The organism is [Brevibacterium] flavum, assembly GCF_019317305.1.
Classification (GTDB): Bacteria; Actinomycetota; Actinomycetes; order Mycobacteriales; family Mycobacteriaceae; genus Corynebacterium; species Corynebacterium glutamicum.
The window spans coordinates 3,280,623-3,296,533 of the sequence record NZ_CP079240.1; the positions used below are offsets into that span (position 1 = coordinate 3,280,623).

The window sequence follows — 15,911 nt, forward strand, 5'->3', positions numbered from 1 at the left end:
TTGAGATAAGCAATCCCCAACACCTGCATACGTCTAGCCCTTGAAGTGTTTGTGACTTCGAACATATTGGTCTTTGAAAGGTGACTCAAGATAATTCCGCTATGTGGAATCTAAGTATTCCCCTCAGGAAACGGGGGTGTGACAGCTCTGAAAATTCCCCCCATTCACCCTTTTTCGGGCACTCGGTAATCAGCTAAAGCCTTGTTCAGATCCCGCATATGTCGTTCCAAAACCTGCACCGCCTTCGGATAGACCTCCCGGAACCGATTCGACGGCACAGCCACTGTAATTGCACCTAAAACATCACCCACATCGTTGAGTAAAGGCTCCGCAACTGCACTAACGTCCTGCTCAAAGAAGCCAAAGTTTGCGCCATGGCCTCGATCCCGGGTCCTGCGAAGACGCTTTCTTAAATTCTCAAATTCCTCATCGCCCAGGCTGGAATACAGTGCTCGAAGCTCCCGGGCTGACATCTCTGCAAGCATCACTAATCCACCTGAATTTTGGATGGCGGGCATGACTTGACCTCGGCGATTGCCCACGCGCACCGGCAGGGAACCTTCAACACTGTGAATAAAGTGAACGCTATCTCCCTGCAGAATCACCAAGTGGGTTGTTTCGCCAGTTTCCTTGCCGATTGATTCCATGTAGTGACTGCATTTTTTCGTCAAGTCAGCGCCAAGGCCTGGCTGCAGCGCGGAGGTCGCCAATGCAGAGCCTGGAAGGTAGGTGCGGGACTCGCTTCTGACTGCAAAACCCCGGTAGACCAGCATTGACATGGATCGATGAATGGTAGACGCGCCCACTCCAAGGGTTTCGGCGGCACCGGAAATGGTCAAACTTCCAGAGTCACGGAGCAGCAAAATGAGCTGCAATGCAATGTCGACAGAGCTTAGAAATTCTTTCGGGGGTAACCCCTGGGTGGGGGCGACGTTATCCATAATCACTCTTTCCAGATAGCGGAATCCCTTTGATTGTAACTTGCCTCACCTCGATTATGTGTTTATGACATCACACTCACCAGAATCGGGAGGACTTGTGACAGAGTCAACTCTCGGAGCATCGAATAGCTCCCAAACAATTGAAAACAAAGGCCTCACCATCTTGGGCATCAGCGGCCGACGCTTGGCTGCGGTGCTCATTGGCTGGTTTTTTGTCATTTTCGACGGCTACGACCTCATTGTGTACGGCACCGTCCAATCAGCCCTGGCTAAGGAGTGGAACTTAAGCTCTGCAACGCTGGGCACCATCGGCTCCACCGCGTTCTTTGGCATGGCGATCGGCGCTGTGTTCATTGGTCGACTGTCAGACCGTGTGGGCCGAAAAGCAGCGGTGATTGGATCCGTGCTGATTCTCTCTGTCTTCACCATGCTGTGTGCATTTGCTCCAAACCCATGGGTGTTCGGCGCTTTCCGTTTCATCGCAGGCCTAGGTCTGGGCGGCTTGGTGCCTTCAGTTAATGCGATGACCTCTGATTTGGTTCCACGTAAGACCATGTCAGCGTGGGCAACGGTGATGATGTCGGGCGTTCCCATTGGTGGTTCCATAGCGGCAGTGCTGGCACTTGTGGTTGTTCCTTCCTCAGAGGAGTGGGGCTGGCGCTTCATGTTCCTCATCGCGTTGATCCCACTGGTTGTCGGCCTGCCGATCGCCATGAAGGTCATTCCTTCCGATAAGGCCATCAAGGCGGATCACGAGAGTCGAGAAGGCCACGATGATCCCGCAGGTTTCAAGGATCTGCTTGTCGATCGCTACCGCTGGATCTCCATTTGGTTCGCGCTCGCCACATTTGTCACCCTGCTCGCGTGGTACGGCCTAGGCACATGGTTGCCTCGCCTCATGGAAACTGCAGGTTATGAGTTCGGCCATGCATTGATGTTCACCCTGGCCCTGAACCTCGGCGCAGTGATCGGATCCGTGGTTACAGCGTGGGCTGGCGATCGTTTCGGACCAATCCGTTCCGGTGTCATCGCTGCAGGTATCGCCGGTATTGCACTGCTCCTGCTGCTCACTTACCCGCCTGTCACCGCAGTTTATGTCATTCTCATTTTGGCTGGCGTGGGCACCCACGGCACTCAGATCCTCATCATTGCAGCTGTCGCCAACTTCTACCCAAGCAACCTGCGTGGCACGGCACTGGGCTGGGCGCTAGGTGTAGGTCGTATTGGTGCGGTTGTGGCCCCGCAGCTCGCTGGCCTGCTGCTCGCATGGAACTTGGGCGTGAACTCCAACTTCATCATGTTCGGCACCGCTGCGCTGCTCTCTGCGCTGGCTCTCAGCGTGTTGCTGCGCCTGCAAAAGACCTACAGCGTCACCCACAAAGTCGAAATCCAAGGCTAAACCCCCTTTTTCAACTCACAGTTAGGAAACTTCACCCATGTCTCTTCCACATTCTGATGAACTCCGCGGCCAAAAGATCATTATTTCCGGTGGCGGAATTGGTGGCGCAGCCGGAGCTCTTGCGCTTGCTTTGCGCGGCGCCGATGTCACTTTGTACGAACGCGCAGCTGAGTTCAAGGAGGTCGGCGCTGGCCTCCAGATCGGTCCGCACGGCTGGCGAATGCTGGAATCCTGGGGTCTGCTCGACCAAATTGTCGCGGCCGGCTACCTCCCAGAAGACATGCAGTTCCGCGACGCCGTCAACCGCGAAACCATCCTGACCATGCGTTTCGATGAGGAATTCCAGCAACACTACGGCGGTCGCTACCTGGTGATTCACCGCTCTGACCTGCTCAACATCCTGGTCACCAACGCCGAAGCAGCGGGCGCGAAGCTCCACAATGGCGTCCTGGTCACCGATTCCCGCACCGTCGACGGCGGTATCGAGGTTGACATCGAATCCTCCATCAACAAGGGCGAAGATAACAAGACTTTGCTTGTCGACGCCTTCCTCGCCTTCGACGGCATCCACTCGGTCATGCGCAAAAAGCTTGTCGACGACGCCCCCGTCGCCTCCTCCTACGTCGCCTACCGCGGCACCTCCAAGCTGGCAGAAGACGCCGAAATGAAGGACCTGAAATCCGTCATCGGCTACATCGGACCACACGTACACTTCATCCAATACCCACTGCGCGGCGGAGAACTCCTCAACCAGGTCGCCGTCTTTGAATCCCAGCGTTACCTCGATGGACGCACCGCCGGCGACATCCCAGAAGACTGGGGCAACCCCGAAGAATTAGACCGCGCCTACAACCACTGCGACCCCTTCATCCAGGACCGTCTGGACACCCTGTGGCGCAACAACTGGTGGCAAATGTCCGACCGCGAGCCTCTAGAGAACTGGCGTATCGGCCGCATGTTGCTGCTTGGCGACGCCGCCCACCCACCCCTCCAGTACCTCGCCTCAGGCGCGGTCATGGCCATGGAAGACGCCGAGGCTGTCGCCCTCTTCGCTGCCGACGCTGCGCGTGCTGGCAACCTCGATTGGGAAGAGGTACTCGCAGAGGTGGAAGCTGAACGCCGACCACGCTGCAGCCGCATCCAAACTGTTGGCCGTTTCTGGGGAGAGCTCTGGCATGTGGAAGGCACCGCACGTCTCATCCGCAACGAAGTTTTCCGCCAAGCAAACCGCAACGGCTGGTTCATCTACGCAGATTGGCTGTGGGGTTACGATGCATCCAAGCGTGCCCACATCGCCAACCCTGAGCTCGGCGAAATGCCACAAGCACTGAAGGAATGGCGATACGCCCTCCTCGAGCAGAACTAGAAGCCTCACCTGTTAAGGGAAAATTGTGTGCTTTTCCCAGGCAGGCTCTTTAATGTCGAGTTCTTAAGTTCGATTTCTTAACAGCGATTTCAGTCGGAAAACCGGGGAAAACCGAGCGAAATCGCTGTTGAGAAATTGAGCTTGAGGTATTGGAACCATGAACTCGACACCGTGAAATCGCAGTTAAGAAACAACCGCGAAATATGGGTGTTTAAGGCGTCGAGATTTCCATATGGGTGTGAGTCTAGGGAGAGCCAGTTAAGGCTCTTAGAAGCGATTCTGTGAGGTCAAACTTTTAGGGATCTCGGTCGTGAAATCACCCTTTTCGAGGCAGACCAGACAGGCGTGCCAAAACCTGGCGAAAATCCAGATTCTTGTCACGCCTGTCTGGTTTCCCCTTTTTAGCGGCCCGAACTGGCCCGAGATACGCCGAACTACGCCCGAACCACCGTTACACAGCCCCCCACGAACCCTCAAGACAGAGAAAATCGCACCAGCCGCATCGAGCTGGTGCGATCAAACCGCAGTAAAAACTACAGAAAATGCGGGTTTCTACTTGTGGTGTTCCACATCCGATGGAGTGATGTCGAAGGCAACGCGGTCGTCTTCTTCCATTTCATCTGGGGAAGTGGTGTGCAGCTGGCCCTTGGCGAATTTGTTCACGATGACTGCGATTGCGCCGTCGCCGGTGACGTTTGCTGCGGTGCCGAAGGAGTCAATCGCGATGTAGGCGGCGATCATGAGGGCGACTTGCTCGGTGTTGAATCCGAGCATGGAGGCCAGCATGCCGGTTGCTGCCATGATGGCTCCGCCGGGAACGCCTGGTGCGGCGATCATGGTGATGCCCAGCATGAGGAGGAATCCGATGGAGAGGCCGACGCCTACTTCCAAGTCGTACATGAAGACAACAGCGAAGGTGAAGAGGCCGATCTTCATCATCGATCCAGCTAGGTGGATGGTGGCGCACAGTGGGACAACAAAGCCTGCGACGTTGACATCAACATCGTTTTTCAGGGTCTGCTGGTAGGTCACTGGGATGGTTGCCGCTGAAGAGGAGGTGCCCAGTGCAGTGAAGTATGCAGGGAGCATGTTTTTGAACAGTTTCCATGGGTTCTTCTTGGATACTGCACCAGCGATAATGAACTGGATGGTTAGGAAGAGCAGGGTTCCCACGACGGCGAGAATCAGTACCTTGCCAAAGGCGGACATGATCTCCAGGAGGCCACCGTTCATGCCCATGCCGAGGAAGATGCCGAAGATGAAGAGTGGCAGCAGTGGGATGACAAAGGCGGTGATGGTCTTCATGACTACGCGCTCGAGGTCGCGGGTTACCTTGAACAGGGTGTCTGATTTAATTACAGCCATGCCCAGGCCGAGGCAGAATGCCAGCAGCAGTGCGGTCATCACTTCAAATGGTGGTGGCATCTCGATGTTGAAGTAGGGCTGGAGGGCACCTGTATCAAGGTCGATTTCGGTGACGCTTTGGTGGTCTTTCAGCAGCCATGGGTAGAGCGCTTGGGATGCTCCGTAGGCGATCAGACCGGAGAAGACGGTGGACGCGTAGGCGATTGCTGCAACAATGCCGAGCCATTTGCCAGCGCCTCGGCCGAGCCCTGCGATAGCGGGGGCGATGAGGGAGAAGATCAGCACTGGGATGAAGAAGCCCAGAAAGTTGCTGAATAGGCCGTTGAAGGTGGTGAAGATCTCAGCGAGCCACACCGGGAAGAAGAGGCTGCAGATGATTCCGAGGATGATGGCAACGATCACTCGGAACAGCAGCGACGAGCTCATGCTCTTTATGTCCATGGTTGTTCCTTATTTCTAATCAGGTGCTGTCTGAGCAATGCTCGGCAGCGCGTGATGGAATTTTGTGTGCGGCTTGGAAGTGACGGGTCACAAGGACAGCTCGTGTAGACCCTGCCTGGAGCCTTGACAAACTCCACCAAACAACTGCGACGTGTGTCAGATTACTGCAGGCTTGTGGTCAAACCTAGTTCTTTGGGGCGGAGCATCATACCTTTTAATGTCAGGATCGTGCAGTGAAGAATTCAGGATGAATTACTCGCTGGAATATTGGTGGGGATAGAGTTGTTGTTATGACGGTGATCGGAATTATTCTTGGTAGCCTTTTTGGCGTTCTTGCAGTCCTTCTCATCGTGGTTGGTGCTTTGGGGTGGGCGGCTAAGCTCCCTGGCAACCCGGTTGTGGGCATTCGTGTCCCTGAGGTGCGTAAATCCCAAGAATTGTGGGATATGGCGCACCGTGTCGCTGGCCCGTTGTGGGTGCTGTCGGGAGTTTCCTTTGTTATTGCCTCGCTAGTTGCGTTTGTGGCTTCTGGTTGGATGTGGCTGGTCGTGGCATTGGGTGTTGTCGCTGCCATCGTGTTCATTGGCATGGGTGCGGGTATGGCTGCGCATACTGTTGCGATGGTTGACGCGAAGCGCAGTCGCGAAACCCCGCAGGCGCCTGTTTCCGCTGAAATTGAAGAGGCCGGTGGTGTGACTATTACCTCGCCGATTATTAACAAAACTCCGCTGAATGCCCCCAAGATTGACTTGGATGCAGTGCGTAGAGCTGCGGAAACTACGCAAGAACCCAAAAATGATTAATAATTGAGACAAGCTTCCCACTATGTGATAAAGTCCCATTTTGTGAATAACTCTTGTCTCAGTCAAAGCACCCAGTGGTGGTGGCGCGCTAACTAAGCGAGCCTGACACCTCAAGTTGTTTTCACTTTGATGAATTTTTTAAGGCTCGTACTTCGTTCGACGAAGAAGCGGGCCTTTTGTGGTTTTTAGCCCACAACCGGCAAGCCCTGGATCGAATGAAGCTCGCAGCGAGTAATTATTTGATGTTTCCCAGAAAGGCTTCAGCCCCACAATGATTTCCTCGGTAGGTGCCCCATGAGCACGAATCCCCATGTTTTCTCCCTAGATGTCCGCTATCACGAGGATGCTTCTGCGTTGTTTGCCCACTTGGGTGGCACAACCGCAGATGATGCAGCCCTGTTGGAAAGCGCTGATATCACCACCAAGAATGGTATTTCTTCCCTCGCGGTGTTGAAGAGTTCGGTGCGCATTACGTGCACGGGCAACACGGTGGTAACGCAGCCACTGACGGACTCGGGTAGGGCAGTGGTCGCACGCCTGACACAGCAGCTTTCCCAGTACAACACCGCAGAGAATACTTTTAGCTTCCCGGCCTCCGATGCTGTTGATGAGCGCGAGCGCCTCACCGCACCAAGCACCATCGAAGTGCTGCGCAAGTTGCAGTTCGAGTCCGGCTACAGCGACGCGTCCCTGCCACTGCTCATGGGCGGTTTCGCCTTTGATTTCTTAGAAACCTTTGAAACGCTCCCCGCTGTCGAGGAGAGCGTCAACACTTACCCCGATTACCAGTTCGTCCTCGCGGAAATCGTCCTGGACATCAATCACCAGGACCAGACCGCCAAACTCACCGGCGTCTCCAACACCCCAGGCGAGCTCGAGGCCGAGCTCAACAAGCTTTCATTGCTTATCGACGCCGCCCTCCCCGCAACCGAACACGCCTACCAAACCACCCCTCACGACGGCGACACTCTTCGCGTTGTGGCTGATATTCCCGATGCTCAGTTCCGCACCCAGATCAATGAGCTGAAAGAAAACATTTACAACGGTGACATCTACCAAGTTGTCCCGGCGCGCACTTTCACCGCACCATGTCCTGATGCATTCGCTGCTTATCTGCAGCTGCGTGCCACCAACCCGTCGCCGTACATGTTCTATATCCGTGGCCTCAACGAAGGCCGCTCCTATGAACTTTTTGGCGCATCCCCTGAGTCCAACCTCAAGTTCACCGCTGCTAACCGTGAGCTGCAGCTGTACCCAATCGCAGGTACCCGCCCCCGTGGACTCAACCCAGATGGCTCCATCAACGATGAGCTAGATATCCGCAATGAGTTGGATATGCGCACTGATGCCAAAGAGATCGCGGAGCACACCATGCTTGTCGATCTCGCCCGCAACGACCTGGCCCGCGTCTCGGTCCCAGCGTCGCGCCGGGTTGCGGATCTTTTGCAGGTGGATCGCTATTCCCGCGTGATGCACTTGGTGTCCCGTGTGACGGCGACGTTGGACCCAGAGCTTGATGCTTTGGACGCCTATCGGGCGTGCATGAATATGGGCACGTTGACCGGCGCTCCGAAGTTGCGCGCTATGGAGCTGTTGCGCGGCGTCGAAAAGCGCAGGCGTGGTTCTTATGGTGGGGCAGTGGGGTACCTGCGCGGCGATGGCGATATGGATAATTGCATTGTTATTCGTTCGGCGTTTGTCCAGGATGGTGTGGCTGCTGTGCAGGCTGGTGCGGGTGTGGTCCGCGATTCTAATCCTCAATCTGAAGCCGATGAGACGTTGCACAAGGCGTATGCCGTGTTGAATGCCATTGCGCTTGCTGCTGGTTCCACTTTGGAGGTCATCCGATGACACACGTTGTTCTCATTGATAATCACGATTCTTTTGTCTACAACCTGGTGGATGCGTTCGCTGTGGCCGGTTATAAGTGCACGGTGTTCCGCAATACGGTGCCAGTTGAAACCATTTTGGCAGCCAACCCGGACCTGATCTGCCTTTCACCTGGACCTGGTTACCCTGCCGATGCGGGCAACATGATGGCGCTGATCGAGCGCACACTCGGCCAGATTCCTTTACTGGGTATTTGCCTCGGCTACCAGGCACTCATCGAATACCACGGCGGCAAGGTTGAGCCTTGTGGCCCTGTGCACGGCACCACCGACAACATGATCCTTACTGATGCAGGTGTGCAGAGCCCTGTTTTTGCAGGTCTTGCCACTGATGTTGAGCCTGATCATCCAGAAATCCCAGGCCGCAAGGTTCCAATTGGCCGTTATCACTCACTGGGCTGCGTGGTTGCCCCAGACGGTATTGAATCACTGGGCACCTGTTCCTCGGAGATTGGTGATGTCATCATGGCGGCACGCACCACCGATGGAAAGGCCATTGGCCTGCAGTTTCACCCTGAGTCAGTGCTGAGCCCAACGGGTCCTATCATTTTGTCCCGCTGTGTCGAACAGCTTCTCGCGAACTAATAAAAAAGGATTTGATTCATGACTTCTCCAGCAACACTGAAAGTTCTCAACGCCTACTTGGATAACCCCACTCCAACCCTGGAGGAGGCAATTGAGGTGTTCACCCCGCTGACTGTGGGTGAATACGATGACGTGCACATCGCAGCGCTGCTTGCCACCATCCGTACTCGCGGTGAGCAGTTCGCTGATATTGCCGGCGCTGCCAAGGCATTCCTCGCGGCGGCTCGTCCGTTCCCGATTACTGGCGCAGGTTTGCTAGATTCCGCTGGTACTGGTGGCGACGGTGCCAACACCATCAACATCACCACCGGCGCTTCCCTGATCGCAGCATCCGGTGGAGTGAAGCTGGCTAAGCACGGCAACCGTTCAGTGAGCTCCAAGTCCGGTTCCGCCGATGTGCTGGAGGCGCTGAATATTCCTTTGGGCCTTGATGTGGATCGTGCTGTGAAGTGGTTCGAAGCGTCCAACTTCACCTTCCTGTTCGCACCTGCGTACAACCCTGCGATTGCGCATGTGCAGCCGGTTCGCCAGGCGCTGAAGTTCCCCACCATCTTCAACACGCTTGGACCATTGCTGTCCCCGGCGCGCCCGGAGCGTCAGATCATGGGCGTGGCCAATGCCAATCATGGACAGCTCATCGCTGAGGTCTTCCGCGAGCTGGGCCGTACACGCGCGCTTGTTGTGCATGGCGCAGGCACCGATGAGATCGCAGTCCACGGCACCACCTTGGTGTGGGAGCTTAAAGAAGACGGCACCATCGAGCATTACACCATCGAGCCTGAGGACCTTGGCCTTGGCCGCTACACCCTTGAGGATCTCGTGGGTGGCCTCGGCACTGAGAACGCCGAAGCTATGCGCGCTACTTTCGCGGGCACCGGCCCTGATGCACACCGTGATGCGTTGGCTGCGTCCGCAGGTGCGATGTTCTACCTCAACGGCGATGTCGACTCCTTGAAGGATGGTGCACAAAAGGCGCTTTCCTTGCTTGCCGACGGCACCACCCAGGCATGGTTGGCCAAGCACGAAGAGATCGATTACTCAGAAAAGGAGTCTTCCAATGACTAGTAATAATCTGCCCACGGTGTTGGAAAGCATCGTGGAGGGTCGTCGCGGACACCTGGAGGAAATTCGCGCTCGCATCGCTCACGTGGATGTGGATGCGCTTCCAAAATCCACCCGTTCTCTGTTCGATTCCCTCAACCAGGGTAGGGGAGGGGCGCGTTTCATCATGGAGTGCAAGTCCGCATCGCCTTCTTTGGGAATGATTCGTGAGCACTACCAGCCGGGTGAAATCGCTCGCGTGTACTCTCGCTACGCCAGCGGCATTTCCGTGCTGTGCGAGCCGGATCGTTTTGGTGGCGATTACGATCACCTCGCTACCGTTGCCGCTACCTCTCATCTTCCGGTGCTGTGCAAAGACTTCATCATTGATCCTGTCCAGGTACACGCGGCGCGTTACTTTGGTGCTGATGCCATCCTGCTCATGCTCTCTGTGCTTGATGATGAAGAGTACGCAGCACTCGCTGCCGAGGCTGCGCGTTTTGATCTGGATATCCTCACCGAGGTTATTGATGAGGAGGAAGTCGCCCGCGCCATCAAGCTGGGTGCGAAGATCTTTGGCGTCAACCACCGCAACCTGCATGATCTGTCCATTGATTTGGATCGTTCACGTCGCCTGTCCAAGCTCATTCCAGCAGATGCCGTGCTCGTGTCTGAGTCTGGCGTGCGCGATACCGAAACCGTCCGCCAGCTAGGTGGGCACTCCAATGCATTCCTCGTTGGCTCCCAGCTGACCAGCCAGGAAAACGTCGATCTGGCAGCCCGCGAATTGGTCTACGGCCCCAACAAAGTCTGCGGACTCACCTCACCAAGTGCAGCACAAACCGCTCGCGCAGCGGGTGCTGTCTACGGCGGGCTCATCTTCGAAGAGGCATCGCCACGCAATGTTTCACGTGAAACATCGCAAAAAATCATCGCCGCAGAGCCCAACCTGCGCTACGTCGCGGTCAGCCGTCGCACCTCCGGGTACAAGGATTTTCTTGTCGACGGCATCTTCGCCGTACAAATCCACGCCCCACTGCAGGACAGCGTCGAAGCAGAAAAGGCATTGATCGCCGCCGTTCGTGAAGAGGTTGGACCGCAGGTCCAGGTCTGGCGCGCGATCTCGATGTCCAGCCCCTTGGGGGCTGAAGTGGCAGCTGCGGTGGAGGGTGACGTCGATAAGCTAATTCTTGATGCCCATGAAGGTGGCAGCGGGGAAGTATTCGACTGGGCTACGGTGCCGGCCGCTGTGAAGGCAAAGTCTTTGCTCGCGGGAGGCATCTCTCCGGACAACGCTGCGCAGGCACTCGCTGTGGGCTGCGCAGGTTTGGACATCAACTCTGGCGTGGAATACCCCGCCGGTGCAGGCACGTGGGCTGGGGCGAAAGACGCCGGCGCGCTGCTGAAAATTTTCGCGACCATCTCCACATTCCATTATTAAAGGTTTAAATAGGATCATGACTGAAAAAGAAAACTTGGGCGGCTCCACGCTGCTGCCTGCATACTTCGGTGAATTCGGCGGCCAGTTCGTCGCGGAATCCCTCCTGCCTGCTCTCGACCAGCTGGAGAAGGCCTTCGTTGACGCGACCAACAGCCCAGAGTTCCGCGAAGAACTCGGCGGCTACCTCCGCGATTATCTTGGCCGCCCAACCCCGCTGACCGAATGCTCCAACCTGCCACTCGCAGGCGAAGGCAAAGGCTTTGCGCGGATCTTCCTCAAGCGCGAAGACCTCGTCCACGGCGGTGCACACAAAACTAACCAGGTGATCGGCCAGGTGCTGCTTGCCAAGCGCATGGGCAAAACCCGCATCATCGCAGAGACCGGCGCAGGCCAGCACGGCACCGCCACCGCTCTCGCATGTGCGCTCATGGGCCTCGAGTGCGTTGTCTACATGGGCGCCAAGGACGTTGCCCGCCAGCAGCCCAACGTCTACCGCATGCAGCTGCACGGCGCGAAGGTCATCCCCGTGGAATCTGGTTCCGGCACCCTGAAGGACGCCGTGAATGAAGCGCTGCGCGATTGGACCGCAACCTTCCACGAGTCCCACTACCTTCTCGGCACCGCCGCCGGCCCGCACCCATTCCCAACCATCGTGCGTGAATTCCACAAGGTGATCTCTGAGGAAGCCAAGGCACAGATGCTAGAGCGCACCGGCAAGCTTCCCGACGTTGTGGTCGCCTGTGTCGGTGGTGGCTCCAACGCCATCGGCATGTTCGCAGACTTCATTGACGATGAAGGTGTAGAGCTCGTCGGCGCTGAGCCAGCCGGTGAAGGCCTCGACTCCGGCAAGCACGGCGCAACCATCACCAACGGTCAGATCGGCATCCTGCACGGCACCCGTTCCTACCTGATGCGCAACTCCGACGGCCAAGTGGAAGAGTCCTACTCCATCTCCGCCGGACTTGATTACCCAGGCGTCGGCCCACAGCACGCACACCTGCACGCCACCGGCCGCGCCACCTACGTTGGTATCACCGACGCCGAAGCCCTCCAAGCATTCCAGTACCTCGCCCGCTACGAAGGCATCATCCCCGCACTGGAATCCTCACACGCGTTCACCTACGCACTCAAGCGCGCCAAGACCGCCGAAGAGGAAGGCCAGAACTTAACCATCCTCGTCTCCCTATCCGGCCGTGGCGACAAGGACGTTGACCACGTGCGCCGCACCCTCGAAGAAAATCCAGAACTGATCCTGAAGGACAACCGATGAGCCGTTACGACGATCTTTTTGCACGCCTCGACACGGCAGGGGAGGGCGCCTTTGTTCCCTTCATCATGCTGAGCGACCCTTCACCAGAGGAGGCTTTCCAGATCATCTCCACAGCAATCGAAGCTGGCGCAGATGCACTGGAACTTGGCGTACCTTTCTCCGACCCAGTTGCCGATGGCCCCACCGTCGCGGAATCCCACCTCCGCGCACTCGACGGCGGCGCCACCGTAGACAGCGCACTCGAGCAGATCAAGCGCGTGCGCGCAGCCTACCCAGAGGTTCCCATCGGAATGCTCATCTACGGCAACGTTCCTTTCACCCGTGGCTTGGATCGCTTCTACCAAGAGTTCGCTGAAGCTGGCGCAGACTCCATCCTCCTGCCAGACGTCCCAGTCCGCGAAGGCGCACCGTTTTCTGCAGCAGCTGCAGCAGCCGGAATTGATCCCATTTACATCGCTCCGGCCAACGCCAGCGAGAAAACCCTCGAGGGTGTCTCCGCCGCATCAAAGGGCTACATCTACGCCATCTCCCGCGACGGCGTCACCGGCACCGAACGTGAATCATCCACCGACGGCCTGTCCGCAGTGGTGGACAACATCAAGAAATTTGATGGCGCACCCATCCTCTTGGGCTTCGGCATCTCATCCCCTCAGCACGTGGCAGACGCAATTGCAGCGGGTGCTTCCGGTGCGATCACGGGTTCCGCGATCACCAAGATCATTGCTTCCCACTGCGAAGGTGAGCACCCGAACCCGTCCACCATTCGAGATATGGACGGTTTGAAGAAGGATCTCACTGAGTTCATCTCTGCGATGAAGGCAGCGACCAAGAAGGTTTAGACCTTTAAATGTGGCAATGTTTCACGTGAAACATTCTGAGAGAATGTAGAAACATCAAAGAAGCCGCCTCCTAGCTCTCGGGCTGGGAGGCGGCTTCTTTGTTTGCGGTTCAGGAAATCTCAGGTTTTGGAGATCTTAGCTTCGAGCCGGTGGGGTAGGAGCGCCCGCCGGAGGAGCAATCTTAGGGTAGGTCCGAGCCCCAGCCGTTGGAGTGGCATCAGCTTCCGCCTTCTCCACGCGCTCACGGTTGGGAGCTGGATCCCAGTGCCCATTCACGACGCGCTTCTGGAAGACCATCGCGCCACCCAGAAGAACCGCTGCGATGATGAGCAACAAGATGAGCCCGCCAACACCTTCCACCTTGGCTGCAGAACCAACAACGATTCCGAACCAACCAAAGTCCGCATCACCGAAAGTGGTGTTCTCTGACCCGAAGGAACCAAGCACACCAAGCAGGAAAGCAGGGAGGAAGGTAATCAGAAGACCGTTGGCAAAGGCACCAAATACTGCTCCTCGACGACCACCCGTGGCATTACCGTAAACGCCCGCCGCGCCACCAGTGAAGAAGTGGGGGACCAAACCAGGCAGAATCAACGCGACACCAAAAGCTGGGTTCAGCCACGATGCAAGAACAGTCAGGCCAACCAAGCCACCGACGAAGGAAGACAAGAAACCGATAAGAACGGCGTTCTGCGCGTAGGGGAACACGATCGGTGCATCCAATGCGGGGATAGCTCCGGGAACAACCTTCGCAGCAATACCTTGGAATGCGGGGACCAGTTCACCAAGAATGGTGCGGACACCAAAGAGAATCACGGCAACTGCAACGCCGAACTGCAGACCTTGAGTGAAGGACTGCATGATGTAGTTGCCTACGTTGGTGGCGCCATTGGGGAATGCAGTGAAGGCTTCTTGTTCTCCTGCGCGCACCAGGAACAAAATAGCCAAAATGATGTACATGATCGCCATGGACAGAGCTGTAGAAACCATGGAGTCGCGGAGGAAGCGCAAGCCTTCCGGAACCTTCATATCCTCAGTGGAAGGGCTGGCCTTCTTGCCCTTGCCACCGACCAGTCGGCCGACTGCACCGGCAGCAACATAACCTGCGGTGCCGAAGTGTCCAATGGCAATGGAATCATCGCCAGTGATTCGGCGAGTCCACGGATGCGCGAACGCAGGCAACGACACCATGAGAATACCGAGCAAGAGAGCACCCACACCCACCACAATCCACGCATCAAATCCGGCGGTGGCCAAGATGATGGTGAGCATGGTGGACATGAACAGCACGTGGTGTCCGGTGAGGAAGACATAACGCAGGTTGGTGAAACGAGCCAACACCAAAGAGATGGCGAAGCCCAGAATCATCAGCCACGCCACCTGCGCGCCGTATTCAGCCTGTGCGATTCCGGCGATGGCTTCATTCGTTGGGACAACACCACGCATGCCTGTGGCACCCATGATCATCGCACCCAGTGGCTCCAGGGAGGCAGTGACCAACGTGGCACCCGCACCAATGAGCAAAAAGCCCAACGTTGCTTTGATTGCTCCACCGATAACCTGACCGACGGAACGCCCATGGCACCCAATCCCACGGCAGTGATGATACCGATGAGGAAAGCCGGAACCGCAAGGATTTCATTAACGAGGAAAAGAGGAATGGTTAACCAGTCCATAATGTTTTCGTCCTTTTAAAGTAGTTAGATGTCGTAGCGTTCACGAAGCGCAGCATCGATTTCATCGGTGCTCGTGAAGTCATTGATCACGTGAACCGGGATTCCAACATCACCCAACGTGCGGGCGATTTCACCAGAGGTCATGATGAGATCAGCTTCCTTGGCTTTGCCCTTGGCGGAGATAGTGTCGGTTGCCTCCACCGTCATGTATGGACCCCAACCCCAGGTGTCGAAAACTTGCTCAAGGGTGTTTTTGAGGAAGAGGGAGGTACCCAAGCCGTTGCCACAGACGGTGAGGATCTTGTCGTGGGTTGTGGATTGGACTGAGGCTGCAGGAGCGTCAGTGGGTGTTACAGCAGGCGCCACAGCAGGAGCCTTCTGCTTCACCGGCGCTGCTGCCTTCTCTAAGATTGCTTGAATCTCCTCGGGACTTTGTGCCTCGTCGAGATCCTTTCGGTATTTTCCTAAAGCTTTAGCCAATGCCGCCATCGCTTGGGTATGTGCGGTGGCATCTTTGGCAGCGAGAGCAACGATGAGATTGACGGGATCATTCTTACTGTGACCGAAGGAAACAGGGGAGGCCAGGCGCACCCACGACATAGCGGTCTCGTGTACTGCTCTGCTGGGGCGGGCGTGCGCGAAAGCGAAACCTGGAGCGACCACAATGTAGGGGCCTTTTTCTTCCACGCTGGCGATCATGGCATCGGTGTAGGCGGAATCAATGCTGTTTGTCTTTTCTAGGAGTACACCTGCGGCGCGGATGCCTTCACGCCAATCGGTGACCGTGCGGTCGAGTTCTATGCGTTCTGCCTTTAGCAGATCTTTGAGTACAAACATAAGTAGATGTTAATTCAC

Annotated in this window: 13 protein-coding genes and 1 pseudogene; 10 read left to right on the forward strand and 4 right to left on the reverse strand. The window is 56.5% G+C overall.

Going from position 1 to position 15,911, the window contains the following annotated elements; all coding sequences use genetic code 11:
• Nucleotides 1–164: 164 nt before the first annotated feature.
• Nucleotides 165–941: an IclR family transcriptional regulator gene (locus KW808_RS15830; protein ID WP_004567940.1), complete on the reverse strand. Its 777-nt coding sequence runs from the start codon at nucleotides 939–941 to the stop codon at nucleotides 165–167.
• 64 nt (nucleotides 942–1,005) lie between these two features.
• On the opposite strand from KW808_RS15830, the gene KW808_RS15835 reads away from it, so the two are divergent.
• Nucleotides 1,006–2,340: an MFS transporter gene (locus KW808_RS15835; protein WP_034983387.1), complete on the forward strand. Its 1,335-nt coding sequence runs from the start codon at nucleotides 1,006–1,008 to the stop codon at nucleotides 2,338–2,340.
• Between the two features lie 37 nt (nucleotides 2,341–2,377).
• The gene (locus tag KW808_RS15840) at nucleotides 2,378–3,706 is read left to right on the forward strand and encodes a 3-hydroxybenzoate 6-hydroxylase (protein ID WP_004567943.1); all 1,329 of its coding nucleotides are present in this window, start codon (nucleotides 2,378–2,380) and stop codon (nucleotides 3,704–3,706) included.
• A 552-nt stretch (nucleotides 3,707–4,258) separates the two neighbouring features.
• On the opposite strand, the gene KW808_RS15845 is transcribed toward KW808_RS15840, so the two are convergent.
• A complete protein-coding gene (locus KW808_RS15845) occupies nucleotides 4,259–5,497 on the reverse strand; it encodes a dicarboxylate/amino acid:cation symporter (RefSeq protein ID WP_004567945.1) in 1,239 nt (412 codons plus the stop codon).
• Nucleotides 5,498–5,802: 305 nt separating this feature from the next.
• Here KW808_RS15845 and KW808_RS15850 point away from each other — a divergent pair, with 305 nt between their 5' ends.
• The 8 genes from KW808_RS15850 to trpA all read left to right on the forward strand — a co-directional run bounded on the left by KW808_RS15850 (nucleotide 5,803) and on the right by trpA (nucleotide 13,380).
• Complete coding sequence (locus tag KW808_RS15850) at nucleotides 5,803–6,315, forward strand: SdpI family protein (RefSeq protein WP_003855171.1); 513 nt, start codon at nucleotides 5,803–5,805, stop codon at nucleotides 6,313–6,315.
• 42 nt (nucleotides 6,316–6,357) lie between these two features.
• On the forward strand, nucleotides 6,358–6,411 hold the full coding sequence (gene trpL / locus KW808_RS15855; RefSeq protein ID WP_020948662.1) for a trp operon leader peptide: 54 nt from the start codon (nucleotides 6,358–6,360) through the stop codon (nucleotides 6,409–6,411).
• A 198-nt stretch (nucleotides 6,412–6,609) separates the two neighbouring features.
• Complete coding sequence (locus KW808_RS15860; protein ID WP_004567947.1) at nucleotides 6,610–8,166, forward strand: anthranilate synthase component 1; 1,557 nt, start codon at nucleotides 6,610–6,612, stop codon at nucleotides 8,164–8,166.
• Entirely contained in the window at nucleotides 8,163–8,789 is a 627-nt protein-coding gene (locus KW808_RS15865; RefSeq protein WP_004567948.1) for an anthranilate synthase component II, read from the forward strand. Before KW808_RS15860 ends, KW808_RS15865 begins: the two co-directional genes overlap by 4 nt.
• Before the next feature lie 18 nt (nucleotides 8,790–8,807).
• On the forward strand, nucleotides 8,808–9,854 hold the full coding sequence (gene trpD, locus KW808_RS15870) for an anthranilate phosphoribosyltransferase (RefSeq protein WP_004567950.1): 1,047 nt from the start codon (nucleotides 8,808–8,810) through the stop codon (nucleotides 9,852–9,854).
• Nucleotides 9,847–11,271, forward strand: a complete 1,425-nt coding sequence (gene trpCF / locus KW808_RS15875) for a bifunctional indole-3-glycerol-phosphate synthase TrpC/phosphoribosylanthranilate isomerase TrpF (RefSeq protein WP_004567952.1) — start codon at nucleotides 9,847–9,849, stop codon at nucleotides 11,269–11,271. Before trpD ends, trpCF begins: the two co-directional genes overlap by 8 nt.
• Nucleotides 11,272–11,287: 16 nt before the next feature.
• A complete protein-coding gene (gene trpB, locus KW808_RS15880; protein WP_499652352.1) occupies nucleotides 11,288–12,541 on the forward strand; it encodes a tryptophan synthase subunit beta in 1,254 nt (417 codons plus the stop codon).
• Nucleotides 12,538–13,380 carry a tryptophan synthase subunit alpha gene (trpA, locus tag KW808_RS15885; RefSeq protein WP_004567954.1) on the forward strand — a complete coding sequence of 281 codons (843 nt, stop codon included), beginning with the start codon at nucleotides 12,538–12,540 and terminating at the stop codon, nucleotides 13,378–13,380. The genes trpB and trpA overlap by 4 nt, the downstream gene beginning before the upstream one ends.
• 135 nt (nucleotides 13,381–13,515) lie before the next feature.
• On the opposite strand, the pseudogene ulaA reads toward trpA, so the two are convergent.
• Nucleotides 13,516–15,056: pseudogene (gene ulaA, locus KW808_RS15890) on the reverse strand (PTS ascorbate transporter subunit IIC).
• A 24-nt stretch (nucleotides 15,057–15,080) separates the two neighbouring features.
• Nucleotides 15,081–15,893 (reverse strand): PTS sugar transporter subunit IIAB, encoded by an 813-nt coding sequence (locus tag KW808_RS15895; protein WP_004567958.1) that lies wholly within the window; start codon nucleotides 15,891–15,893, stop codon nucleotides 15,081–15,083.
• Nucleotides 15,894–15,911: the final 18 nt, after the last annotated feature.

Excerpts from the sequence above, each read along its gene's own strand:
- KW808_RS15830 (WP_004567940.1), bottom strand. The coding sequence starts at position 941 with ATGGATAACGTCGCCCCCACCCAGGGGTTACCCCCGAAAGAATTTCTA.
- KW808_RS15835 (WP_034983387.1), top strand. The coding sequence starts at position 1,006 with ATGACATCACACTCACCAGAATCGGGAGGACTTGTGACAGAGTCAACT.
- KW808_RS15840 (WP_004567943.1), top strand. The coding sequence starts at position 2,378 with ATGTCTCTTCCACATTCTGATGAACTCCGCGGCCAAAAGATCATTATT.
- KW808_RS15845 (WP_004567945.1), bottom strand. The coding sequence starts at position 5,497 with ATGAGCTCGTCGCTGCTGTTCCGAGTGATCGTTGCCATCATCCTCGGA.
- KW808_RS15850 (WP_003855171.1), top strand. The coding sequence starts at position 5,803 with ATGACGGTGATCGGAATTATTCTTGGTAGCCTTTTTGGCGTTCTTGCA.
- KW808_RS15860 (WP_004567947.1), top strand. The coding sequence starts at position 6,610 with ATGAGCACGAATCCCCATGTTTTCTCCCTAGATGTCCGCTATCACGAG.
- KW808_RS15865 (WP_004567948.1), top strand. The coding sequence starts at position 8,163 with ATGACACACGTTGTTCTCATTGATAATCACGATTCTTTTGTCTACAAC.
- trpD (WP_004567950.1), top strand. The coding sequence starts at position 8,808 with ATGACTTCTCCAGCAACACTGAAAGTTCTCAACGCCTACTTGGATAAC.
- trpCF (WP_004567952.1), top strand. The coding sequence starts at position 9,847 with ATGACTAGTAATAATCTGCCCACGGTGTTGGAAAGCATCGTGGAGGGT.
- trpB (WP_499652352.1), top strand. The coding sequence starts at position 11,288 with ATGACTGAAAAAGAAAACTTGGGCGGCTCCACGCTGCTGCCTGCATAC.
- trpA (WP_004567954.1), top strand. The coding sequence starts at position 12,538 with ATGAGCCGTTACGACGATCTTTTTGCACGCCTCGACACGGCAGGGGAG.
- KW808_RS15895 (WP_004567958.1), bottom strand. The coding sequence starts at position 15,893 with ATGTTTGTACTCAAAGATCTGCTAAAGGCAGAACGCATAGAACTCGAC.